This window comes from Ensifer sp. Root558 (genome assembly GCF_001427045.1).
Classification (GTDB): Bacteria; Pseudomonadota; Alphaproteobacteria; order Rhizobiales; family Rhizobiaceae; genus Ensifer; species Ensifer adhaerens.
Map to the genome: position 1 here is coordinate 1 of NZ_LMGC01000029.1, position 17,555 is coordinate 17,555.

General features: G+C 59.6%; 14 protein-coding genes, 1 tRNA gene and 1 pseudogene. 14 read left to right on the top strand and 2 right to left on the bottom strand.

All coding sequences use genetic code 11. The features are described from left to right. Positions 1–94, top strand: a pseudogene (locus ASD63_RS34490) (elongation factor Tu); the annotation flags it as partial. Positions 95–109: 15 nt separating this feature from the next. Here the strand turns inward: ASD63_RS34490 and ASD63_RS23835 are convergent. Further along, positions 110–646 carry a GrpB family protein gene (locus tag ASD63_RS23835; protein WP_034795470.1) on the bottom strand — a complete coding sequence of 179 codons (537 nt, stop codon included), beginning with the start codon at positions 644–646 and terminating at the stop codon, positions 110–112. Between the two features lie 254 nt (positions 647–900). On the opposite strand from ASD63_RS23835, the gene ASD63_RS23840 reads away from it, so the two are divergent. The 9 genes from ASD63_RS23840 (at position 901) to rpoC (ending at position 13,346) form a co-directional block, all read left to right on the top strand. Further along, positions 901–976, top strand: a tRNA-Trp gene (locus ASD63_RS23840). A gap of 197 nt (positions 977–1,173) precedes the next feature. Beyond that, positions 1,174–1,374: a preprotein translocase subunit SecE gene (gene secE / locus ASD63_RS23845; RefSeq protein WP_034795473.1), complete on the top strand. Its 201-nt coding sequence runs from the start codon at positions 1,174–1,176 to the stop codon at positions 1,372–1,374. Positions 1,375–1,390: 16 nt separating this feature from the next. Then, on the top strand, positions 1,391–1,921 hold the full coding sequence (gene nusG, locus ASD63_RS23850) for a transcription termination/antitermination protein NusG (RefSeq protein ID WP_034795476.1): 531 nt from the start codon (positions 1,391–1,393) through the stop codon (positions 1,919–1,921). A gap of 208 nt (positions 1,922–2,129) precedes the next feature. Next, positions 2,130–2,561: a 50S ribosomal protein L11 gene (rplK, locus tag ASD63_RS23855; protein ID WP_034795479.1), complete on the top strand. Its 432-nt coding sequence runs from the start codon at positions 2,130–2,132 to the stop codon at positions 2,559–2,561. A 4-nt stretch (positions 2,562–2,565) separates the two neighbouring features. Then, the gene (rplA, locus tag ASD63_RS23860; protein ID WP_034795482.1) at positions 2,566–3,264 is read left to right on the top strand and encodes a 50S ribosomal protein L1; all 699 of its coding nucleotides are present in this window, start codon (positions 2,566–2,568) and stop codon (positions 3,262–3,264) included. Positions 3,265–3,594: 330 nt separating this feature from the next. After that, positions 3,595–4,113 carry a 50S ribosomal protein L10 gene (gene rplJ, locus ASD63_RS23865; RefSeq protein ID WP_034795485.1) on the top strand — a complete coding sequence of 173 codons (519 nt, stop codon included), beginning with the start codon at positions 3,595–3,597 and terminating at the stop codon, positions 4,111–4,113. A 58-nt stretch (positions 4,114–4,171) separates the two neighbouring features. Continuing rightward, the gene (gene rplL / locus ASD63_RS23870) at positions 4,172–4,549 is read left to right on the top strand and encodes a 50S ribosomal protein L7/L12 (RefSeq protein ID WP_034795489.1); all 378 of its coding nucleotides are present in this window, start codon (positions 4,172–4,174) and stop codon (positions 4,547–4,549) included. A gap of 267 nt (positions 4,550–4,816) precedes the next feature. After that, entirely contained in the window at positions 4,817–8,956 is a 4,140-nt protein-coding gene (rpoB, locus tag ASD63_RS23875; protein WP_034795492.1) for a DNA-directed RNA polymerase subunit beta, read from the top strand. Between the two features lie 184 nt (positions 8,957–9,140). Continuing rightward, positions 9,141–13,346 (top strand): DNA-directed RNA polymerase subunit beta', encoded by a 4,206-nt coding sequence (gene rpoC, locus ASD63_RS23880; protein WP_034795495.1) that lies wholly within the window; start codon positions 9,141–9,143, stop codon positions 13,344–13,346. Positions 13,347–13,469: 123 nt separating this feature from the next. Here rpoC and ASD63_RS23885 read toward each other — a convergent pair whose 3' ends face one another. After that, a complete protein-coding gene (locus tag ASD63_RS23885; RefSeq protein WP_034795498.1) occupies positions 13,470–13,766 on the bottom strand; it encodes a hypothetical protein in 297 nt (98 codons plus the stop codon). 567 nt (positions 13,767–14,333) lie between these two features. On the opposite strand from ASD63_RS23885, the gene rpsL reads away from it, so the two are divergent. The 4 genes from rpsL to ASD63_RS34495 form a co-directional block, all read left to right on the top strand. Next, complete coding sequence (gene rpsL, locus ASD63_RS23890) at positions 14,334–14,705, top strand: 30S ribosomal protein S12 (protein WP_003507760.1); 372 nt, start codon at positions 14,334–14,336, stop codon at positions 14,703–14,705. A gap of 77 nt (positions 14,706–14,782) precedes the next feature. Beyond that, entirely contained in the window at positions 14,783–15,253 is a 471-nt protein-coding gene (rpsG, locus tag ASD63_RS23895; protein ID WP_034795512.1) for a 30S ribosomal protein S7, read from the top strand. A gap of 33 nt (positions 15,254–15,286) precedes the next feature. Continuing rightward, positions 15,287–17,386: an elongation factor G gene (fusA, locus tag ASD63_RS23900; protein ID WP_034795515.1), complete on the top strand. Its 2,100-nt coding sequence runs from the start codon at positions 15,287–15,289 to the stop codon at positions 17,384–17,386. A 70-nt stretch (positions 17,387–17,456) separates the two neighbouring features. Beyond that, positions 17,457–17,555, top strand: a 99-nt coding sequence (locus ASD63_RS34495) for a GTP-binding protein (protein ID WP_141681087.1), incomplete at its 3' end; no start/stop codon positions are given.

Consider the following 17,555-nt stretch of genomic DNA (forward strand, 5'->3'; position numbering starts at 1 on the left):
CGTTCCGATCGCGATGGAAGAAAAGCTGCGCTTCGCAATCCGCGAAGGCGGCCGTACCGTCGGCGCAGGCATCGTTGCCTCGATCGTCGAGTAATCGACTGATTTCAGATCAGTAGAGAGGCCCCGCCGGCAACGGCGGGGCCTTTTTCGTTTCGGTTGTCGCCAGGATTTCGTCGATGAAGGCGCGCTTGCCGTGGGTGTAGATATCCCAATCGCCATTGGCCTGCTCTGCGAGTTGCCGCTTCAGGGCTTCGTAGCGGCTGGCGAGTTCGGGAGCGTCACGCAGCCGGTCCCTGAGCACTAGACGTGCCGCATGGGCGGCGTTGTCGTCTCCACAGAGATAGAGCCGCGTGCCATAGGCAAGCGTTGCCATAGTAAACGTCCACAGGCCGCTTGCGTGCGGGTCGCCGTGAAAGGTGTAGCCTGCGTTGCAGAGGCGAGCGCTGAGCCCCGGCAGCTCCGCTACGTCCGCTACCACCGCATCGATATCGATCTTCGGCTTCGCGGCCAGTCCGGGTATCGCCGTGCTTCCGATGTGGTGGATCTCGCGGACGAAAGGCGAGAGCAGGGCGGTGATGGAAAGCGCCCGCGCCTCAAAGAGCGACGGCCAGAGAGGATCATATTCGACCAGCGTGATGCGCGACATGCGAATCGATTCCGGTGAGGAGAGCTTCTGGCAGGATAGCGAATGCCCGCAGCGCCGCGACCATTTCTGAGTGGCGAGGCAATGACTTGCCTTTCTTTGTGGGGCACTCCGGCCGGCAGGGCAGGGGATAGATGCGATTGAATGCGGATTTTTTCGGATCGGCGTTGAAAGGTGCTTGTCATCCTCCGGCAAACTGAATATGAAGCCGCTGACTTGAGGCGGCGAGACGTTGTTGAACGGGCACGCAGCCGAATAGGGGTATAGCTCAGTTGGTAGAGCGGCGGTCTCCAAAACCGCAGGTCGGGGGTTCGAGCCCCTCTGCCCCTGCCATTCTCTCCAGGCTTGCATAAGAGCTGAGGGTTCGGCAGAGTAAGTTTAAGGATCGGTTAGCCGGTCGACGAAATTCACAGAAAAGACTGATTGGCTCTTGTGGTTTTTAGAATCGGTCTTTATGTAGGGTCCAAACAGACACGCGGTGCGTGGGGCTGAATCATCGGCTTTACGCGCCGTAATGGCGTGAGCATTACATGGCATCCAAAACGAATCCGGTAACGTTTCTGCAGCAGGTTCGCTCTGAAACGTCGAAAGTGACCTGGCCCTCTCGGCGCGAGACGATGATCTCGACGCTGATGGTCTTTGTCATGGTCTTTTTTGCCGCTGCCTTCTTCTTTGCTGCGGACCAGTTGATGGGTTGGGCGATCGGCCTCATCCTCAACGTTGGCGCTTGATTGGGTGGAGGCTAGTATGGCTGCGCGCTGGTACATTGTTCACGCCTATTCGAACTTCGAAAAGAAGGTCGCTGAATCGATCGAGGAAAAGGCCAAGCAGAAGGGTCTCGAGCACCTGTTCGAGAAGATTCTCGTGCCGACCGAGAAGGTTGTCGAAGTGCGTCGCGGCCGCAAGGTTGACGCCGAGCGCAAGTTCTTCCCGGGCTACGTTCTGGTTCGCGCCAACCTGACGGATGAGGCTTTCCATCTCATCAAGAACACGCCGAAGGTAACCGGTTTCCTCGGTACCGACAGCAAGCCGGTTCCGATTCCGGACCATGAAGCCGAGCGCATCCTCGGTCAGGTCCAGGATGGTGTCGAGCGTCCGAAGCCTTCGGTCTCGTTCGAGATCGGCGAGCAGGTTCGCGTTTCCGACGGTCCGTTCGCCTCGTTCAACGGCGTCGTTCAGGATGTCGACGAAGAGCGTTCGCGCCTCAAGGTCGAAGTTTCGATCTTCGGCCGCGCGACCCCGGTCGAGCTGGAATACGGTCAGGTCGAGAAGGTCTGATAAGGCCTTAAAAGGATAGGGTGGGTTTAGGCCCATTCTGGCGGAGAAATCCGCATGCGCGTGGAAGGATGCCGGCCTTAGCCGGGTCGGATGTTCCGTACCACGCAACCGCAGCCGCCGGCCATCGAGGTCGGCAAGAGCCGGGTAACTGGCATAACAGGTCCTTGGAGCGATCCGTCGCGAGGGGATTTTAGAAAGGCAGAGAGAAATGGCTAAGAAAGTTGCAGGCCAGCTCAAGCTGCAGGTGAAGGCTGGGGCGGCCAATCCGTCTCCGCCGATCGGTCCTGCGCTCGGTCAGCGTGGCATTAACATCATGGAATTCTGCAAGGCGTTCAATGCCGCCACGCAGGAAATGGAAAAGGGTATGCCGATCCCGGTCGTCATCACCTATTACCAGGACAAGTCCTTCACCTTCGTCATGAAGCAGCCGCCGGTCAGCTACTTCCTGAAGAAGGAAGCAAAGATCCAGTCCGGCTCGAAGACCCCCGGCAAGGGCGGTTCGGCTGGCAAGCTCACCAAGGCTCAGATCAAGTCGATCGCCGAAGCCAAGATGAAGGATCTCAATGCCGCCGATATCGAAGGCGCAATGGCCATGATCGAGGGCTCTGCCCGCGCTATGGGCCTGGAAGTGGTAGGCTAAGACCATGGCGAAGATTGCAAAGCGAGTACAGAAGTCCCGCGAGGGCGTTGACCCGACGAAGATCTACGGTCTTACCGAAGCCGTCTCGATGGTCAAGGAACGCGCAACTGCCAAGTTCGACGAAACCGTCGAAGTTGCGATGAACCTCGGCGTTGACCCGCGCCACGCTGACCAGATGGTCCGCGGCGTTGTCAACCTGCCGAACGGCACCGGCCGCTCGGTTCGCGTCGCCGTTTTCGCACGTGGCGCCAAGGCTGACGAAGCCAAGGCTGCTGGTGCTGACGTCGTTGGCGCAGAAGAGCTTGTCGAAATCGTCCAGGGCGGCAAGATCGATTTCGATCGCTGCATCGCCACCCCGGACATGATGCCGCTCGTCGGTCGCCTCGGTAAGGTTCTCGGCCCGCGTGGCATGATGCCGAACCCGAAGGTTGGCACGGTTACGATGGATGTCGCTGGTGCCGTCAAGGCTTCCAAGGGCGGCGCCGTTGAGTTCCGCGTCGAGAAGGCCGGTATCGTTCACGCTGGCATCGGCAAGGCGTCCTTCGACGCCAAGGCACTGGAAGAAAACATCCGTGCTTTCGCTGACGCCGTGATCAAGGCAAAGCCGACCGGCGCCAAGGGCAACTACGTCAAGCGCGTCGCGATTTCGTCGACCATGGGCCCGGGCCTCAAGATCGACCCGGCCACGCTCAGCGTCGCCTAAAGAATTTTCGGGCTTCGGCCCGGGAAAGAGTTTCCGGCCCTTCGGGGCCGGAAATCCGGATTTCGATCCGGAACTCCTGTCCGAGATTGCGGGTGGTTATACCTTAATCACTTCGGCCTGCATGAGACGGGTAAGATCTGAATTTCGCCATGACGCCGGAGGCGTCGAAATTCGGTTCGAACCTCGCTTGCCTTGTGTCAGACCCGGCTCTTCCGGGAACGCCAAGGGACAGGATCCTTAAGCGTTATCAGGGATCGAGCTCGATCTCGGGTGACAAAGGCAAACCCGATGGGGCTGCATTATTGCAACCCTGTCTACTGGAGACAGACAGTGGAAAGAGCGGAAAAACGCGAATTCGTCACGGAGCTGAACGAAGTCTTCAAGGCTTCCGGTTCGGTTGTCGTGGCCCACTATGCTGGTGTCACAGTTGCGCAGATGAACGACTTCCGTTCGAAGATGCGCGCTGCTGGCGGCACCGTCAAAGTCGCGAAAAACCGCCTGGCCAAGATCGCTCTTCAGGGCACCGAGTCGGAAGGGATGACCAATCTCTTCAAGGGTCAGACGCTGATCGCATACAGCGAAGACCCGATCACGGCTCCTAAGGTTGTCATGGATTTCGCCAAGACCAACGACAAGCTCGTTGTTCTCGGTGGCGCCATGGGCACGACCACGCTCAACGCCGAAGCAGTCAAGTCGCTTGCGACCCTGCCTTCGCTCGACGAGCTGCGCGCAAAGCTGCTGGGCCTTCTCAATGCCCCGGCAACCCGCGTCGCAACGGTTGTTCAGGCACCGGCAAGCCAGCTTGCTCGCGTGTTCTCGGCCTATGCCAAGAAGGACGAAGCCGCCTAAGGCGGATTTTCGCTGTTGTATTTAAAACCAGTTCGAACCGAACAAAAGGAAAAGTAAAATGGCTGATCTCGCAAAGATCGTTGAAGACCTCTCCTCGCTGACCGTTCTGGAAGCTGCTGAGCTTTCCAAGCTGCTCGAAGAGAAGTGGGGCGTTTCGGCTGCTGCTCCGGTAGCTGTCGCTGCTGCTGGCGGCGCTGCTGCTCCGGCTGCTGCTGAAGAAGAAAAGACCGAGTTTGACGTTATCCTCGTTGACGCTGGCGCCAACAAGATCAACGTCATCAAGGAAGTTCGCGGCATCACCGGCCTCGGCCTCAAGGAAGCCAAGGACCTGGTCGAAGGCGCTCCGAAGCCGGTTAAGGAAGCAGTTTCCAAGGCTGAAGCTGCTGACCTCAAGAAGAAGCTCGAAGACGCTGGCGCCAAGGTTGACGTCAAGTAATTCGGCTACATGCAAGGGGAGGTGGCCTTTTCAGGCCGCCTCTCTTTGACCGTTTTTAGAACATATTACCCAAAAGCCTGTCGAAAAACGGCTTTTGGGTAATGGGTTCTTCAAGAGGATGGTCTCGAACGGAAGGCAGCACAGCAATCCGCGCTGAGCGTTTTTCGTTGGTTGGACGAGATTGAACTACTCATTGATTGACGGGGTCGACTGGCCATCGGTTCCCGTCCGTTGCAGGCCCGGATGCAAGATTGACAAGGAGCGACGATGGCTCAGACCCTTTCGTTTAACGGTCGCAGGCGCGTACGCAAGTTTTTTGGTAAAATTCCAGAAGTCGCAGAAATGCCGAACCTCATCGAGGTTCAAAAGGCATCCTACGACCAGTTTCTGATGGTTGAAGAGCCCAAGGGCGGTCGCCCTGATGAAGGGCTCCAAGCTGTTTTCAAGTCCGTTTTCCCGATCAAGGACTTCTCGGGCGCATCGATGCTTGAATTCGTTTCGTACGAATTCGAGCCGCCGAAGTTCGACGTCGAAGAATGCCGTCAGCGCGATCTGACCTACGCAGCGCCGCTCAAGGTGACGCTGCGCCTCATCGTGTTCGATATCGACGAGGATACCGGCGCGAAGTCGATCAAGGACATCAAGGAACAGAACGTCTACATGGGCGACATGCCGCTCATGACCGACAACGGTACCTTCATCGTCAACGGCACCGAGCGCGTCATCGTTTCGCAGATGCACCGTTCGCCGGGCGTGTTCTTCGACCACGACAAGGGCAAGAGCCACTCGTCGGGCAAGCTGCTGTTTGCGGCCCGTGTCATTCCTTACCGCGGTTCCTGGCTCGACATCGAGTTCGATGCCAAGGATATCGTTCATGCCCGTATCGACCGTCGCCGCAAGATTCCGGTGACGTCGCTGCTGATGGCGCTCGGAATGGACGGCGAGGAAATCCTCGACACCTTCTACACGAAGTCGCTCTACCAGCGCGACGGCGAAGGCTGGCGCGTGCCGTTCCAGCCGGACGCCCTTAAGGGCCAGAAGGCCATCACCGAGATGGTCGACGCCGACACCGGCGAAGTCGTTGTCGAAGCTGGCAAGAAGCTGACCCCGCGTCTGCTGCGCCAGCTGCAGGAAAAGGGCCTGAAGGCGCTCAAGGCGACCAATGATGACCTCTACGGCAACTACCTTGCCGAAGACGTCGTCAACTACAGCACCGGCGAGATCTATCTCGAAGCCGGCGACGAAATCGACGAGAAGACCCTTCCGGTCATCCTCTCGGCTGGTTTCGACGAGATCCCGGTTCTCGACATCGACCACATCAATGTAGGCGCCTACATCCGCAACACGCTGACCGTAGACAAGAACGAGAACCGTCAGGACGCCCTGTTCGACATCTACCGCGTCATGCGTCCGGGTGAACCGCCGACCATGGATTCCGCGGAAGCCATGTTCAACACGCTGTTCTTCGATGCCGAGCGCTACGACCTTTCGGCCGTCGGTCGCGTCAAGATGAACATGCGTCTCGACCTCGAAGTTGCCGACACCGTGCGCATCCTGCGCAAGGAAGACATCCTGGCTGTCGTCAAGATGCTCGTCGAGCTGCGTGACGGCAAGGGCGAGATCGACGACATCGACAACCTCGGCAACCGCCGTGTTCGTTCGGTCGGCGAGCTCATGGAGAACCAGTACCGTCTCGGCCTGCTCCGCATGGAGCGCGCGATCAAGGAACGCATGTCCTCGATCGAAATCGACACGGTCATGCCGCAGGACCTGATCAACGCGAAGCCGGCTGCGGCCGCCGTTCGCGAGTTCTTCGGCTCCTCGCAGCTGTCGCAGTTCATGGACCAGGTGAACCCGCTTTCGGAAATCACCCACAAGCGCCGTCTTTCGGCTCTTGGCCCGGGTGGTCTGACCCGCGAGCGCGCCGGCTTCGAAGTCCGCGACGTTCACCCGACCCACTACGGCCGTATTTGCCCGATCGAAACGCCGGAAGGCCCGAACATCGGTCTGATCAACTCGCTTGCAACCTTTGCCCGCGTCAACAAGTACGGCTTCATCGAAAGCCCGTACCGCAAGATCGTTGACGGCAAGGTGACGAACGACGTCGTCTATCTCTCCGCAATGGAAGAGGCGAAGTACCACGTTGCCCAGGCAAACTCGGTTCTCGAGAACGATGGCTCGTTCGCTGAAGAGTTCGTTGTTTGCCGTCACGCCGGCGAAGTTATGCTGGCGCCGCGCGACAACATCAACCTGATGGACGTTTCGCCGAAGCAGCTCGTTTCGGTCGCAGCGGCGCTCATCCCGTTCCTCGAGAACGACGACGCCAACCGCGCACTGATGGGCTCGAACATGCAGCGTCAGGCCGTGCCGCTGCTGCGCGCCGAAGCACCGTTCGTCGGTACCGGCATGGAGCCGGTCGTTGCCCGTGACTCCGGCGCTGCTATTGCAGCCCGTCGTGGCGGTGTCGTCGACCAGGTTGACGCGACGCGTATCGTTATCCGCGCCACCGAAGACCTCGATCCGTCGAAGTCGGGCGTCGATATCTACCGTCTGCAGAAGTTCCAGCGCTCGAACCAGAACACCTGCGTCAACCAGCGCCCGCTGGTCACCGTCGGTGACATCCTGAACAAGGGTGACATCATCGCTGACGGTCCGTCGACCGACCTCGGTGACCTGGCTCTCGGCCGCAACGCGCTCGTCGCGTTCATGCCGTGGAACGGCTACAACTACGAAGACTCGATCCTGCTCTCCGAGCGGATCGTGCGCGACGACGTGTTCACCTCCATCCACATCGAAGAATTCGAAGTGATGGCGCGTGACACCAAGCTGGGTCCGGAAGAAATCACCCGCGACATTCCGAACGTTTCGGAAGAAGCGCTGCGCAACCTTGACGAAGCCGGTATCGTTTATATCGGTGCAGAGGTTCAGCCGGGTGACATCCTCGTCGGCAAGATCACGCCGAAGGGCGAAAGCCCGATGACGCCGGAAGAAAAGCTTCTGCGCGCCATCTTCGGTGAAAAGGCCTCCGACGTTCGCGACACCTCGATGCGCATGCCCCCGGGCACCTTCGGTACCGTCGTCGAAGTTCGCGTCTTCAACCGCCACGGCGTTGAGAAGGACGAGCGCGCGATGGCGATCGAGCGCGAGGAAATCGAACGCCTCGCCAAGGACCGCGACGACGAACAGGCGATCCTGGACCGCAACGTCTACGCCCGTCTCGTCGACATGCTGCGTGGCCACACGGCCGTTGCCGGCCCGAAGGGCTTCAAGAAGGGCACCGAGCTTTCGAACCTCGTCGTCAGCGAATACCCCCGCTCGCAGTGGTGGATGTTCGCCGTCGAAGACGAAAAGGCTCAGGGCGAGATCGAAGCTCTGCGCGCCCAGTACGACGAATCCAAGTCGCGCCTCGAACAGCGCTTCATGGACAAGGTCGAGAAGGTCCAGCGCGGCGACGAAATGCCTCCGGGCGTCATGAAGATGGTCAAGGTCTTCGTCGCTGTGAAGCGCAAGATCCAGCCGGGTGACAAGATGGCCGGCCGTCACGGCAACAAGGGCGTTGTGTCGCGTATCGTACCGATCGAAGACATGCCGTTCCTGGAAGACGGCACGCATGTCGACGTCGTTCTGAACCCGCTCGGCGTGCCTTCGCGCATGAACGTCGGCCAGATCCTCGAAACCCACCTTGGCTGGGCTTGCGCCGGCATGGGTCAGAAGATCGGCGCGATGCTCGACGCCTACAAGGCAGGTGCCGATATCCAGCCGCTGCGCGACACCATCGACAGCGTCATCGGGTCGGGCCCGAAGGGTGAGCCGATCAAGCAGTACGACGACGAGTCGATCGTGCGCCTGGCCGAGCAGACCCGTCGCGGCGTTTCGATCGCAACGCCGGTCTTCGACGGTGCTGTCGAAGCCGACGTCAACGAGATGCTGGAGCAGGCAGGTCTGAAGGTGACCGGTCAGTCGACGCTCTATGACGGCCGTACCGGCGATCAGTTCGACCGCCAGGTGACCGTGGGCTACATCTACATGTTGAAGCTCAACCACCTGGTCGACGACAAGATCCACGCCCGTTCGATCGGTCCGTACTCGCTCGTCACCCAGCAGCCGCTCGGTGGTAAGGCGCAGTTCGGCGGTCAGCGCTTCGGGGAAATGGAGGTCTGGGCGCTCGAAGCGTACGGCGCCGCCTACACCCTGCAGGAAATGCTGACGGTCAAGTCGGACGACGTTGCCGGTCGTACGAAGGTCTACGAAGCGATCGTCCGTGGCGACGATACCTTCGAAGCGGGCATTCCGGAGAGCTTCAACGTTCTCGTCAAGGAAATGCGCTCGCTGGGCCTTTCGGTCGAGCTCGAAAACTCGAAGGTCGACGAGGCTGGCGCGGCGCAGTTGCCCGACGCAGCCGAGTAAAGAGACCCAAGGTGCGTGCCGCTCATGCGGCGCGCACCGTTTCCGCCGGGAGACGCTGACGTCTCCGGCAGGAACGAAGCCGCAGCCAATGCGGTTTTAGCTGTTTATGGGGCAGGGGCCGGCGCCCGGGATTTGTCGGCACCCTCGCCAAGCTCAGGGCGTAAAGCCCGTAAAGGAGACAGGCATGAACCAAGAGGTCATGAATCTTTTCAATCCGCAGGTGCCTGCACAGACCTTCGATTCCATTCGGATTTCGATCGCCTCGCCGGAGAAGATTCTTTCCTGGTCTTACGGTGAGATCAAGAAGCCGGAGACGATCAACTACCGCACGTTCAAGCCGGAACGCGACGGTCTGTTCTGCGCGCGCATCTTTGGACCGATCAAGGACTACGAGTGCCTGTGCGGCAAGTACAAGCGCATGAAGTACAAGGGCATCATCTGCGAAAAGTGCGGCGTCGAAGTGACGTTGTCGCGCGTTCGCCGTGAGCGCATGGGCCACATCGAGCTCGCCGCTCCCGTTGCCCACATCTGGTTCCTGAAGTCGCTGCCGAGCCGCATTTCGACGCTGCTCGACATGACGCTGAAGGATGTCGAGCGCGTTCTGTACTTCGAAAACTACATCGTCACCGAGCCGGGTCTGACGTCGCTGAAGGAAAACCAGCTCCTCAGCGAAGAAGACTACATGCTCGCCGTCGACGAGTTCGGCGAAGACCAGTTCACCGCCATGATCGGCGCCGAAGCGATCTACGAAATGCTCGCTTCAATGAACCTGGAAAAGATCGCCGGCGACCTGCGCGCCGAGCTCGCTGAGACGACCTCGGATCTGAAGCAGAAGAAGCTGATGAAGCGGCTGAAGATCGTCGAGAACTTCATGGATTCCGGCAACCGCCCGGAATGGATGATCATGAAGGTCGTTCCGGTGATCCCCCCGGATCTGCGTCCGCTCGTGCCGCTCGACGGCGGCCGTTTCGCGACCTCGGATCTGAACGATCTCTATCGCCGCGTCATCAACCGTAACAACCGTCTGAAGCGCCTGATCGAACTGCGCGCCCCGGGCATCATCATCCGCAACGAAAAGCGCATGCTGCAGGAATCTGTCGATGCGTTGTTCGACAACGGCCGTCGTGGCCGCGTCATCACCGGCGCCAACAAGCGTCCGCTGAAGTCGCTGTCCGACATGCTCAAGGGCAAGCAGGGCCGCTTCCGTCAGAACCTGCTCGGCAAGCGCGTCGACTATTCCGGCCGTTCGGTCATCGTGACCGGCCCGGAGCTGAAGCTGCACCAGTGCGGCCTGCCGAAGAAGATGGCGCTCGAGCTGTTCAAGCCGTTCATCTACGCGCGTCTTGACGCCAAGGGCTTCTCGTCCACCGTCAAGCAGGCAAAGAAGCTCGTCGAAAAGGAAAAGCCGGAAGTCTGGGATATCCTCGACGAGGTCATCCGCGAGCACCCGGTTCTCCTGAACCGTGCGCCGACGCTGCACCGCCTGGGCATCCAGGCCTTCGAACCGACCCTGGTCGAAGGCAAGGCGATCCAGCTGCACCCGCTCGTCTGCACGGCCTTCAACGCCGACTTCGACGGTGACCAGATGGCCGTTCACGTGCCGCTGTCGCTCGAAGCTCAGCTCGAAGCCCGCGTGCTGATGATGTCGACCAACAACATTCTGCACCCGGCAAACGGCGCGCCGATCATCGTTCCGTCGCAGGACATGGTTCTCGGTCTCTACTACTTGTCGATCCTGAACCAGAACGAGCCGGGCGAAGGCATGGCGTTCTCGGACATGGGCGAGTTGCACCACGCGCTCGAAACCAAGGCCGTGACGCTGCACGCCAAGATCCGTGGCCGCTTCAAGACCGTCGACGCCGAGGGCAACCCGGTTTCGAAGATCTATGAAACCACGCCTGGCCGCATGATCATCGGCGAGCTGCTGCCGCGCAACGTCAACGTGCCGTTCGATACCTGCAACCAGGAAATGACCAAGAAGAACATCTCCAAGATGATCGACACGGTCTACCGTCATTGCGGCCAGAAGGACACGGTCATCTTCTGCGACCGCATCATGCAGCTCGGCTTCGCCCATGCCTGCCGCGCCGGCATTTCGTTCGGCAAGGACGACATGGTCATCCCGGACACCAAGGTGAAGATCGTCGGCGACACTGAAGCGCTCGTGAAGGAATACGAGCAGCAGTACAATGACGGCCTCATCACCCAAGGCGAAAAGTACAACAAGGTTGTCGACGCCTGGGGCAAGGCGACGGAAAAGGTCGCCGAAGAAATGATGGCCCGCATCAAGGCGGTCGAGTTCGACGACAATGGTCGCCAGAAGCCGATGAACTCGATCTACATGATGTCGCACTCGGGTGCTCGTGGTTCTCCGAACCAGATGCGCCAGCTGGGCGGTATGCGTGGCCTCATGGCCAAGCCGTCGGGCGAAATCATCGAGACGCCAATCATCTCGAACTTCAAGGAAGGCCTGACCGTTAACGAGTACTTCAACTCGACCCACGGTGCCCGTAAGGGTCTGGCAGACACTGCCTTGAAAACCGCGAACTCCGGTTACCTGACCCGCCGTCTCGTCGACGTCGCGCAGGATTGCATCGTCAACTCCGTCGATTGCGGCACCGACAAGGGCCTCACCATGACGGCGATCGTCGATGCCGGTCAGGTCGTGGCTTCGCTTGGCGCTCGTATTCTCGGTCGTACGGCTTTGGACGACATCGATCACCCGGTCACGGGCGCTCGCATCGTCGACGCCGGCCGGATGATCCTTGAACCGGATGTCATCGAGATCGAGAAGGCTGGTATTCAGTCGATCCGCATCCGCTCGGCGCTGACCTGCGAAATCCAGACGGGCGTTTGCGGCGTCTGCTACGGCCGCGACCTGGCTCGTGGTACGCCGGTCAACATGGGCGAAGCGGTTGGCGTTATCGCCGCACAGTCGATCGGTGAACCGGGCACCCAGCTCACCATGCGTACCTTCCACTTGGGTGGTACGGCGACCGTGGTTGACCAGTCGTTCCTCGAAGCGTCCTACGAAGGTACGGTTCAGATCAAGAACCGCAACATGCTGCGCAACTCTGACGGCGTTCTCGTCGCCATGGGTCGTAACATGGCCGTCCAGATCCTGGATGAACGTGGCGTCGAGCGGTCCTCGCAGCGCGTTGCCTACGGTTCGAAGATCCTCGTCGACGACGGCGACAAGGTGAAGCGCGGTCAGCGTCTCGCCGAATGGGACCCCTACACCCGTCCGATGATGACGGAAGTGGAAGGTACCGTTCACTTCGAAGACGTCGTCGACGGCATCTCGGTTCTGGAAGCGACCGACGAGTCCACCGGCATCACCAAGCGTCAGGTTATCGATTGGCGTTCGACGCCGCGCGGTACGGACCTGAAGCCGGCGATCGTCATCAAGGACAAGAACGGCGCAGTCATGAAGCTGTCGCGTGGTGGCGACGCCCGCTTCATGCTTTCGGTTGACGCCATTCTGTCGGTCGAACCGGGCACGAAGGTTTCGCAGGGTGACGTGCTTGCACGTTCGCCGCTCGAAAGCGCCAAGACCAAGGACATCACCGGTGGTCTGCCGCGCGTTGCCGAACTGTTCGAAGCACGTCGTCCGAAGGATCACGCCATCATCGCTGAGATCGATGGTACGATCCGCTTCGGCCGCGACTACAAGAACAAGCGTCGCGTTCTGATCGAGCCGGCGGAAGACGGTGTCGAGCCGGTCGAATACCTGATCCCGAAGGGCAAGCCCTTCCATCTTCAGGATGGCGACTACATCGAAAAGGGCGACTACATCCTCGACGGCAACCCGGCGCCGCACGACATCCTGGCGATCAAGGGCGTGGAAGCACTTGCTTCCTACCTGGTCAACGAAATCCAGGAAGTCTACCGACTGCAGGGCGTTGTCATCAACGACAAGCACATCGAGGTGATCGTCCGTCAGATGCTGCAGAAGGTTGAAATCACCGACGCCGGTGACTCGACCTACATCGTCGGCGACAACGTCGATCGCATCGAGCTCGAAGACGTCAATGACGGCCTGATCGAACAGGGCAAGAAGCCGGCTTACGGCGATCCGGTCCTGCTCGGCATCACCAAGGCCTCGCTGCAGACGCCGTCGTTCATCTCGGCAGCGTCGTTCCAGGAGACCACGAAGGTCCTGACGGAAGCCGCAATCGCCGGCAAGACCGACGGCCTGCAGGGTCTGAAGGAAAACGTCATCGTCGGCCGTCTGATCCCGGCCGGTACCGGCGGCACGATGACCCAGATCCGTCGCATCGCAACCGCGCGCGACGAAATGATCCTGGAAGAGCGTCGTCGCGGCACCGGTGCAGACGTGGCAACGCCGATGCTCGCCGATCTCGCAAGCGAGAACGCGGCAGCCGAATAATGGGGGAGGGCGTGTTCGCCCTCCAACCTCACAAAATAAGAAGCCGCCGAGAGCGATCTCGGCGGCTTCTTCTTTTGCAAATACGGTCTTGGGAGCTGGTGCGATGGGCGGTCTTGCAGCGTCTCAGCTGAAGCGGATGATCGCGACTTCGCCTTCGAGCGCACCCTGATAGGCGGACGCGTGCGGCTCTTCGCTCGGAACGTCGGTCAATGTGCCGATCTGGTCCAGGTCGGCCTCGAGAAAACCTTCTTCTGCAAGCGCGTTGAGCGCTTCGCGTACCGCGGTATCGTCGTCGGGCGCCTTCAGCATTACGTGAATGTCCACGCCGTCCTCGTCGCCGTCGGTCTCGTAGGCCTTGCCGATGATGATGAACACCATCGGCTCGTCCGGGGCATTGTCGTTGTCTGGGGTGACGGCCATTTTGTTTCCTTTCGAATGGGTTTGGTGCGACCTTAGCTTCCTTTTTGAATCAGCGCGATGGAAATGCAATGCCGCGCGGACGCTTCCGTTGAGAGCGAGTCGATCATCGTGGAAAACCCCCACAAAGTGGTTGCCGATTCCTTAATCCCGTCAGACACTCCGGGCACAGAAGGGCAGATGAGGCGGGCGCCAGGCGCCAAACCATGTGCAAAAGCCTTGTTTTTCAGGCATGCCGGGCGAACGCGTCCGGGAATATTTCTTAATTGCCCTTGACTGTTCGCCTTGAAATCAGTACACCCCGCCGCATCGGAGCCCATGTGAGGCTGGCTGGTTCGGAACGTCGCGTTCTGAAGTTCGCCTCAAACAAGGTTCGAAACGCACGCTGACGACTACAATGCTGCACGCACGACGCACGAAATAGTGCGTCCTCTGCTTTATTTGGGGCCATCTGCGGAAAAGGCGGATCGGCCCTTGTTTTGCGCATTTCATGAGGCGTTCGAAACTGCCGGCGACGGCAACGATCCGCCCGCAAGGGTAATGTGACAAGATTTTGCAAGGGATGGGTATATGCCTACCGTAAACCAGCTGATCCGTAAGCCTCGTCAGGCACAGGTAAAGCGCAACAAGGTTCCTGCTCTGCAGGAAAACCCGCAGAAGCGTGGCGTTTGCACCCGCGTTTACACGACGACCCCGAAGAAGCCGAACTCGGCTCTGCGTAAGGTTGCCAAGATTCGTCTGACGAACGGCTTCGAAGTCATCGGCTACATTCCGGGTGAAGGCCACAACCTTCAGGAACACTCGGTCGTGATGATCCGTGGCGGCCGCGTTAAGGACCTTCCGGGTGTTCGTTATCACATCATCCGCGGTGTTCTCGATACCCAGGGCGTCAAGAACCGCAAGCAGCGCCGTTCGAAGTACGGTGCGAAGCGTCCGAAGTAATTCGGTTTTGAAAATCCCGGCGCTGCGCGAGGTCCTCCGCGTGGTAGAGCGCTAAATAGTTTGAAGAGACGAGAAGTATGTCCAGACGTCATAGAGCAGAAAAGCGTGAGATCAACCCGGATCCGAAGTTCGGTGATCTGGTTGTCACGAAGTTCATGAATGCGATCATGCTGCACGGCAAGAAGTCGGTCGCTGAAACCATCGTTTACGGTGCGTTCGATGCGGTTCAGGCCAAGCTGAAGCAGGAGCCGATCGCTGTATTCCATTCCGCGCTCGACAACATCGCGCCGCACGTTGAAGTGCGTTCGCGTCGCGTTGGTGGTGCAACCTACCAGGTTCCGGTCGACGTTCGTCCGGAGCGTCGCCAGGCTCTCGCCATCCGTTGGCTGATCACGGCTGCACGCAAGCGCAACGAAACGACCATGGTTGATCGCCTCTGCGGCGAACTCATGGACGCAGCGAACAACCGTGGTAGCGCCGTGAAGAAGCGCGAAGACACGCACAAGATGGCTGATGCCAACCGTGCGTTCTCGCACTATCGCTGGTAATTCTGGCGCGAACGTCTCAAGAGGCAGTCCACTATGGCACGCGAATACAAAATCGAAGATTACCGTAACTTCGGTATCATGGCGCACATCGACGCCGGCAAGACCACGACGACCGAGCGCATTCTCTACTACACCGGCAAGTCCCACAAGATCGGCGAAGTCCACGACGGCGCCGCTACCATGGACTGGATGGAGCAGGAACAGGAACGCGGCATCACGATCACGTCTGCTGCGACGACCACCTTCTGGAAGGGTCGTGACGGCAAGGCTCGCCGCTTCAACATCATCGACACCCCCGGCCACGTTGACTTCACCATCGAAGTCGAGCGTTCGCTGCGCGTTCTCGACGGCGCCATCGCGCTGCTCGACGCCAACGCCGGTGTTGAGCCGCAGACGGAAACCGTCTGGCGTCAGGCGGAAAAGTACAACGTTCCGCGCATGATCTTCTGCAACAAGATGGACAAGACCGGCGCGGACTTCTACCGCTCGGTCGAGATGATCAAGACCCGTCTGGGCGCGATCGCCGTCGTCATGCAGCTGCCGATCGGCGCTGAAACCGAGTTCAAGGGTGTTATCGACCTGGTCGAGATGAACGCTCTCGTCTGGCGCGACGAATCGCTCGGCGCCCAGTGGGACGTCGTCGAGATTCCGGACGACATGAAGGACAAGGCCGAAGAATATCGCGAGAAGCTGATCGAGACCGTTGTCGAGATCGACGAAGCCGCGATGGAAGCCTACCTCGAAGGCAACATGCCCTCGAACGACAAGATCCGCGAACTCGTTCGCCGCGGCACCATCGACGTGAAGTTCCACCCGATGTTCTGCGGTACCGCGTTCAAGAACAAGGGCGTTCAGCCGCTTCTCGACGCGGTTGTCGACTACCTGCCGTCGCCGCTCGACATTCCGGCGATCAAGGGCATCGACGCCAAGACCGAAGCCGAGATCGAGCGTCACGCTGACGACGCCGAGCCGCTTTCGATGCTCGCGTTCAAGATCATGAACGACCCCTTCGTCGGTTCGCTGACCTTCGCACGCATCTATTCGGGCAAGCTCGAAAAGGGCTCGTCTGTCATGAACACGGTCAAGGACAAGCGCGAGCGCGTCGGCCGTATGCTGCAGATGCACTCGAACTCGCGTGAAGACATCGAAGAAGCCTTCGCAGGCGACATCGTTGCTCTTGCCGGTCTCAAGGAAACCACCACGGGTGACACGCTTTGCGATCCGCTGAAGCCGGTTATCCTCGAGCGCATGGAATTCCCGGAGCCGGTCATCCAGATCGCGATCGAGCCGAAGTCCAAGGGCGACCAGGAAAAGATGGGCCTCGCGCTCAACCGCCTGGCAGCTGAAGACCCGTCGTTCCGCGTCAAGACCGACCAGGAATCCGGCCAGACGATCATCGCTGGCATGGGCGAACTTCACCTCGACATCATCGTCGACCGTATGCGTCGCGAGTTCAAGGTTGAAGCCAACGTTGGTGCTCCGCAGGTTGCCTACCGCGAAACCATCACGCGTCAGCACGAAGAAGACTACACGCACAAGAAGCAGTCCGGTGGTACCGGTCAGTTCGCGCGCGTCAAGATCGTGTTCGAACCGAACCCGGATGGCGAAGATTTCGTCTTCGAATCCAAGATCGTCGGTGGTGCTGTTCCGAAGGAATACATCCCGGGCGTTCAGAAGGGTATCGAAAGCGTTCTGTCTTCGGGTCCGCTCGCTGGCTTCCCGATGCTCGGCGTCAAGGCGACGCTCATCGACGGTGCATTCCACGACGTCGACTCGTCGGTTCTCGCCTTCGAAATCGCATCGCGTGCTTGCTTCCGTGAAGCGGCCAAGAAGGCTGGTGCACAGCTTCTCGAGCCGATGATGAAGGTCGAAGTCGTAACGCCGGAAGACTACGTCGGCGACGTTATCGGCGACCTGAACTCCCGCCGTGGCCAGATCCAGGGCCAGGAATCGCGTGGCGTTGCCGTTGTGATCAACGCAAACGTTCCGCTGGCGAACATGTTCAAGTACGTCGACAACCTGCGCTCCATGTCTCAGGGCCGCGCGCAGTACACGATGACCTTCGATCACTACGCGCCGGTTCCGTCGAACGTCGCGCAGGAAATCCAGGCGAAGTATTCCGGTCAGAAGTGACCGGAATACCAAGACGCTGACAGAAGTTAAAAGTTTTCCCCGGTAGGGGATAGAAAACGGAGAGCCGGAAATGGCAAAGAGCAAATTTGAGCGCAACAAGCCGCACGTTAACATTGGCACGATTGGCCACGTTGACCATGGCAAGACGTCGCTGACCGCAGCGATCACG

Bases quoted from the DNA above. Each gene is read 5' to 3' on its own strand.
- fusA (WP_034795515.1), top strand. From the start codon at position 15,287: ATGGCACGCGAATACAAAATCGAAGATTACCGTAACTTCGGTATCATG.
- nusG (WP_034795476.1), top strand. From the start codon at position 1,391: ATGGCTGCGCGCTGGTACATTGTTCACGCCTATTCGAACTTCGAAAAG.
- ASD63_RS23835 (WP_034795470.1), bottom strand. From the start codon at position 646: ATGTCGCGCATCACGCTGGTCGAATATGATCCTCTCTGGCCGTCGCTC.
- rpoB (WP_034795492.1), top strand. From the start codon at position 4,817: ATGGCTCAGACCCTTTCGTTTAACGGTCGCAGGCGCGTACGCAAGTTT.
- secE (WP_034795473.1), top strand. From the start codon at position 1,174: ATGGCATCCAAAACGAATCCGGTAACGTTTCTGCAGCAGGTTCGCTCT.
- rpsL (WP_003507760.1), top strand. From the start codon at position 14,334: ATGCCTACCGTAAACCAGCTGATCCGTAAGCCTCGTCAGGCACAGGTA.
- rplA (WP_034795482.1), top strand. From the start codon at position 2,566: ATGGCGAAGATTGCAAAGCGAGTACAGAAGTCCCGCGAGGGCGTTGAC.
- rplK (WP_034795479.1), top strand. From the start codon at position 2,130: ATGGCTAAGAAAGTTGCAGGCCAGCTCAAGCTGCAGGTGAAGGCTGGG.
- rplL (WP_034795489.1), top strand. From the start codon at position 4,172: ATGGCTGATCTCGCAAAGATCGTTGAAGACCTCTCCTCGCTGACCGTT.
- rpoC (WP_034795495.1), top strand. From the start codon at position 9,141: ATGAACCAAGAGGTCATGAATCTTTTCAATCCGCAGGTGCCTGCACAG.
- ASD63_RS23885 (WP_034795498.1), bottom strand. From the start codon at position 13,766: ATGGCCGTCACCCCAGACAACGACAATGCCCCGGACGAGCCGATGGTG.
- rpsG (WP_034795512.1), top strand. From the start codon at position 14,783: ATGTCCAGACGTCATAGAGCAGAAAAGCGTGAGATCAACCCGGATCCG.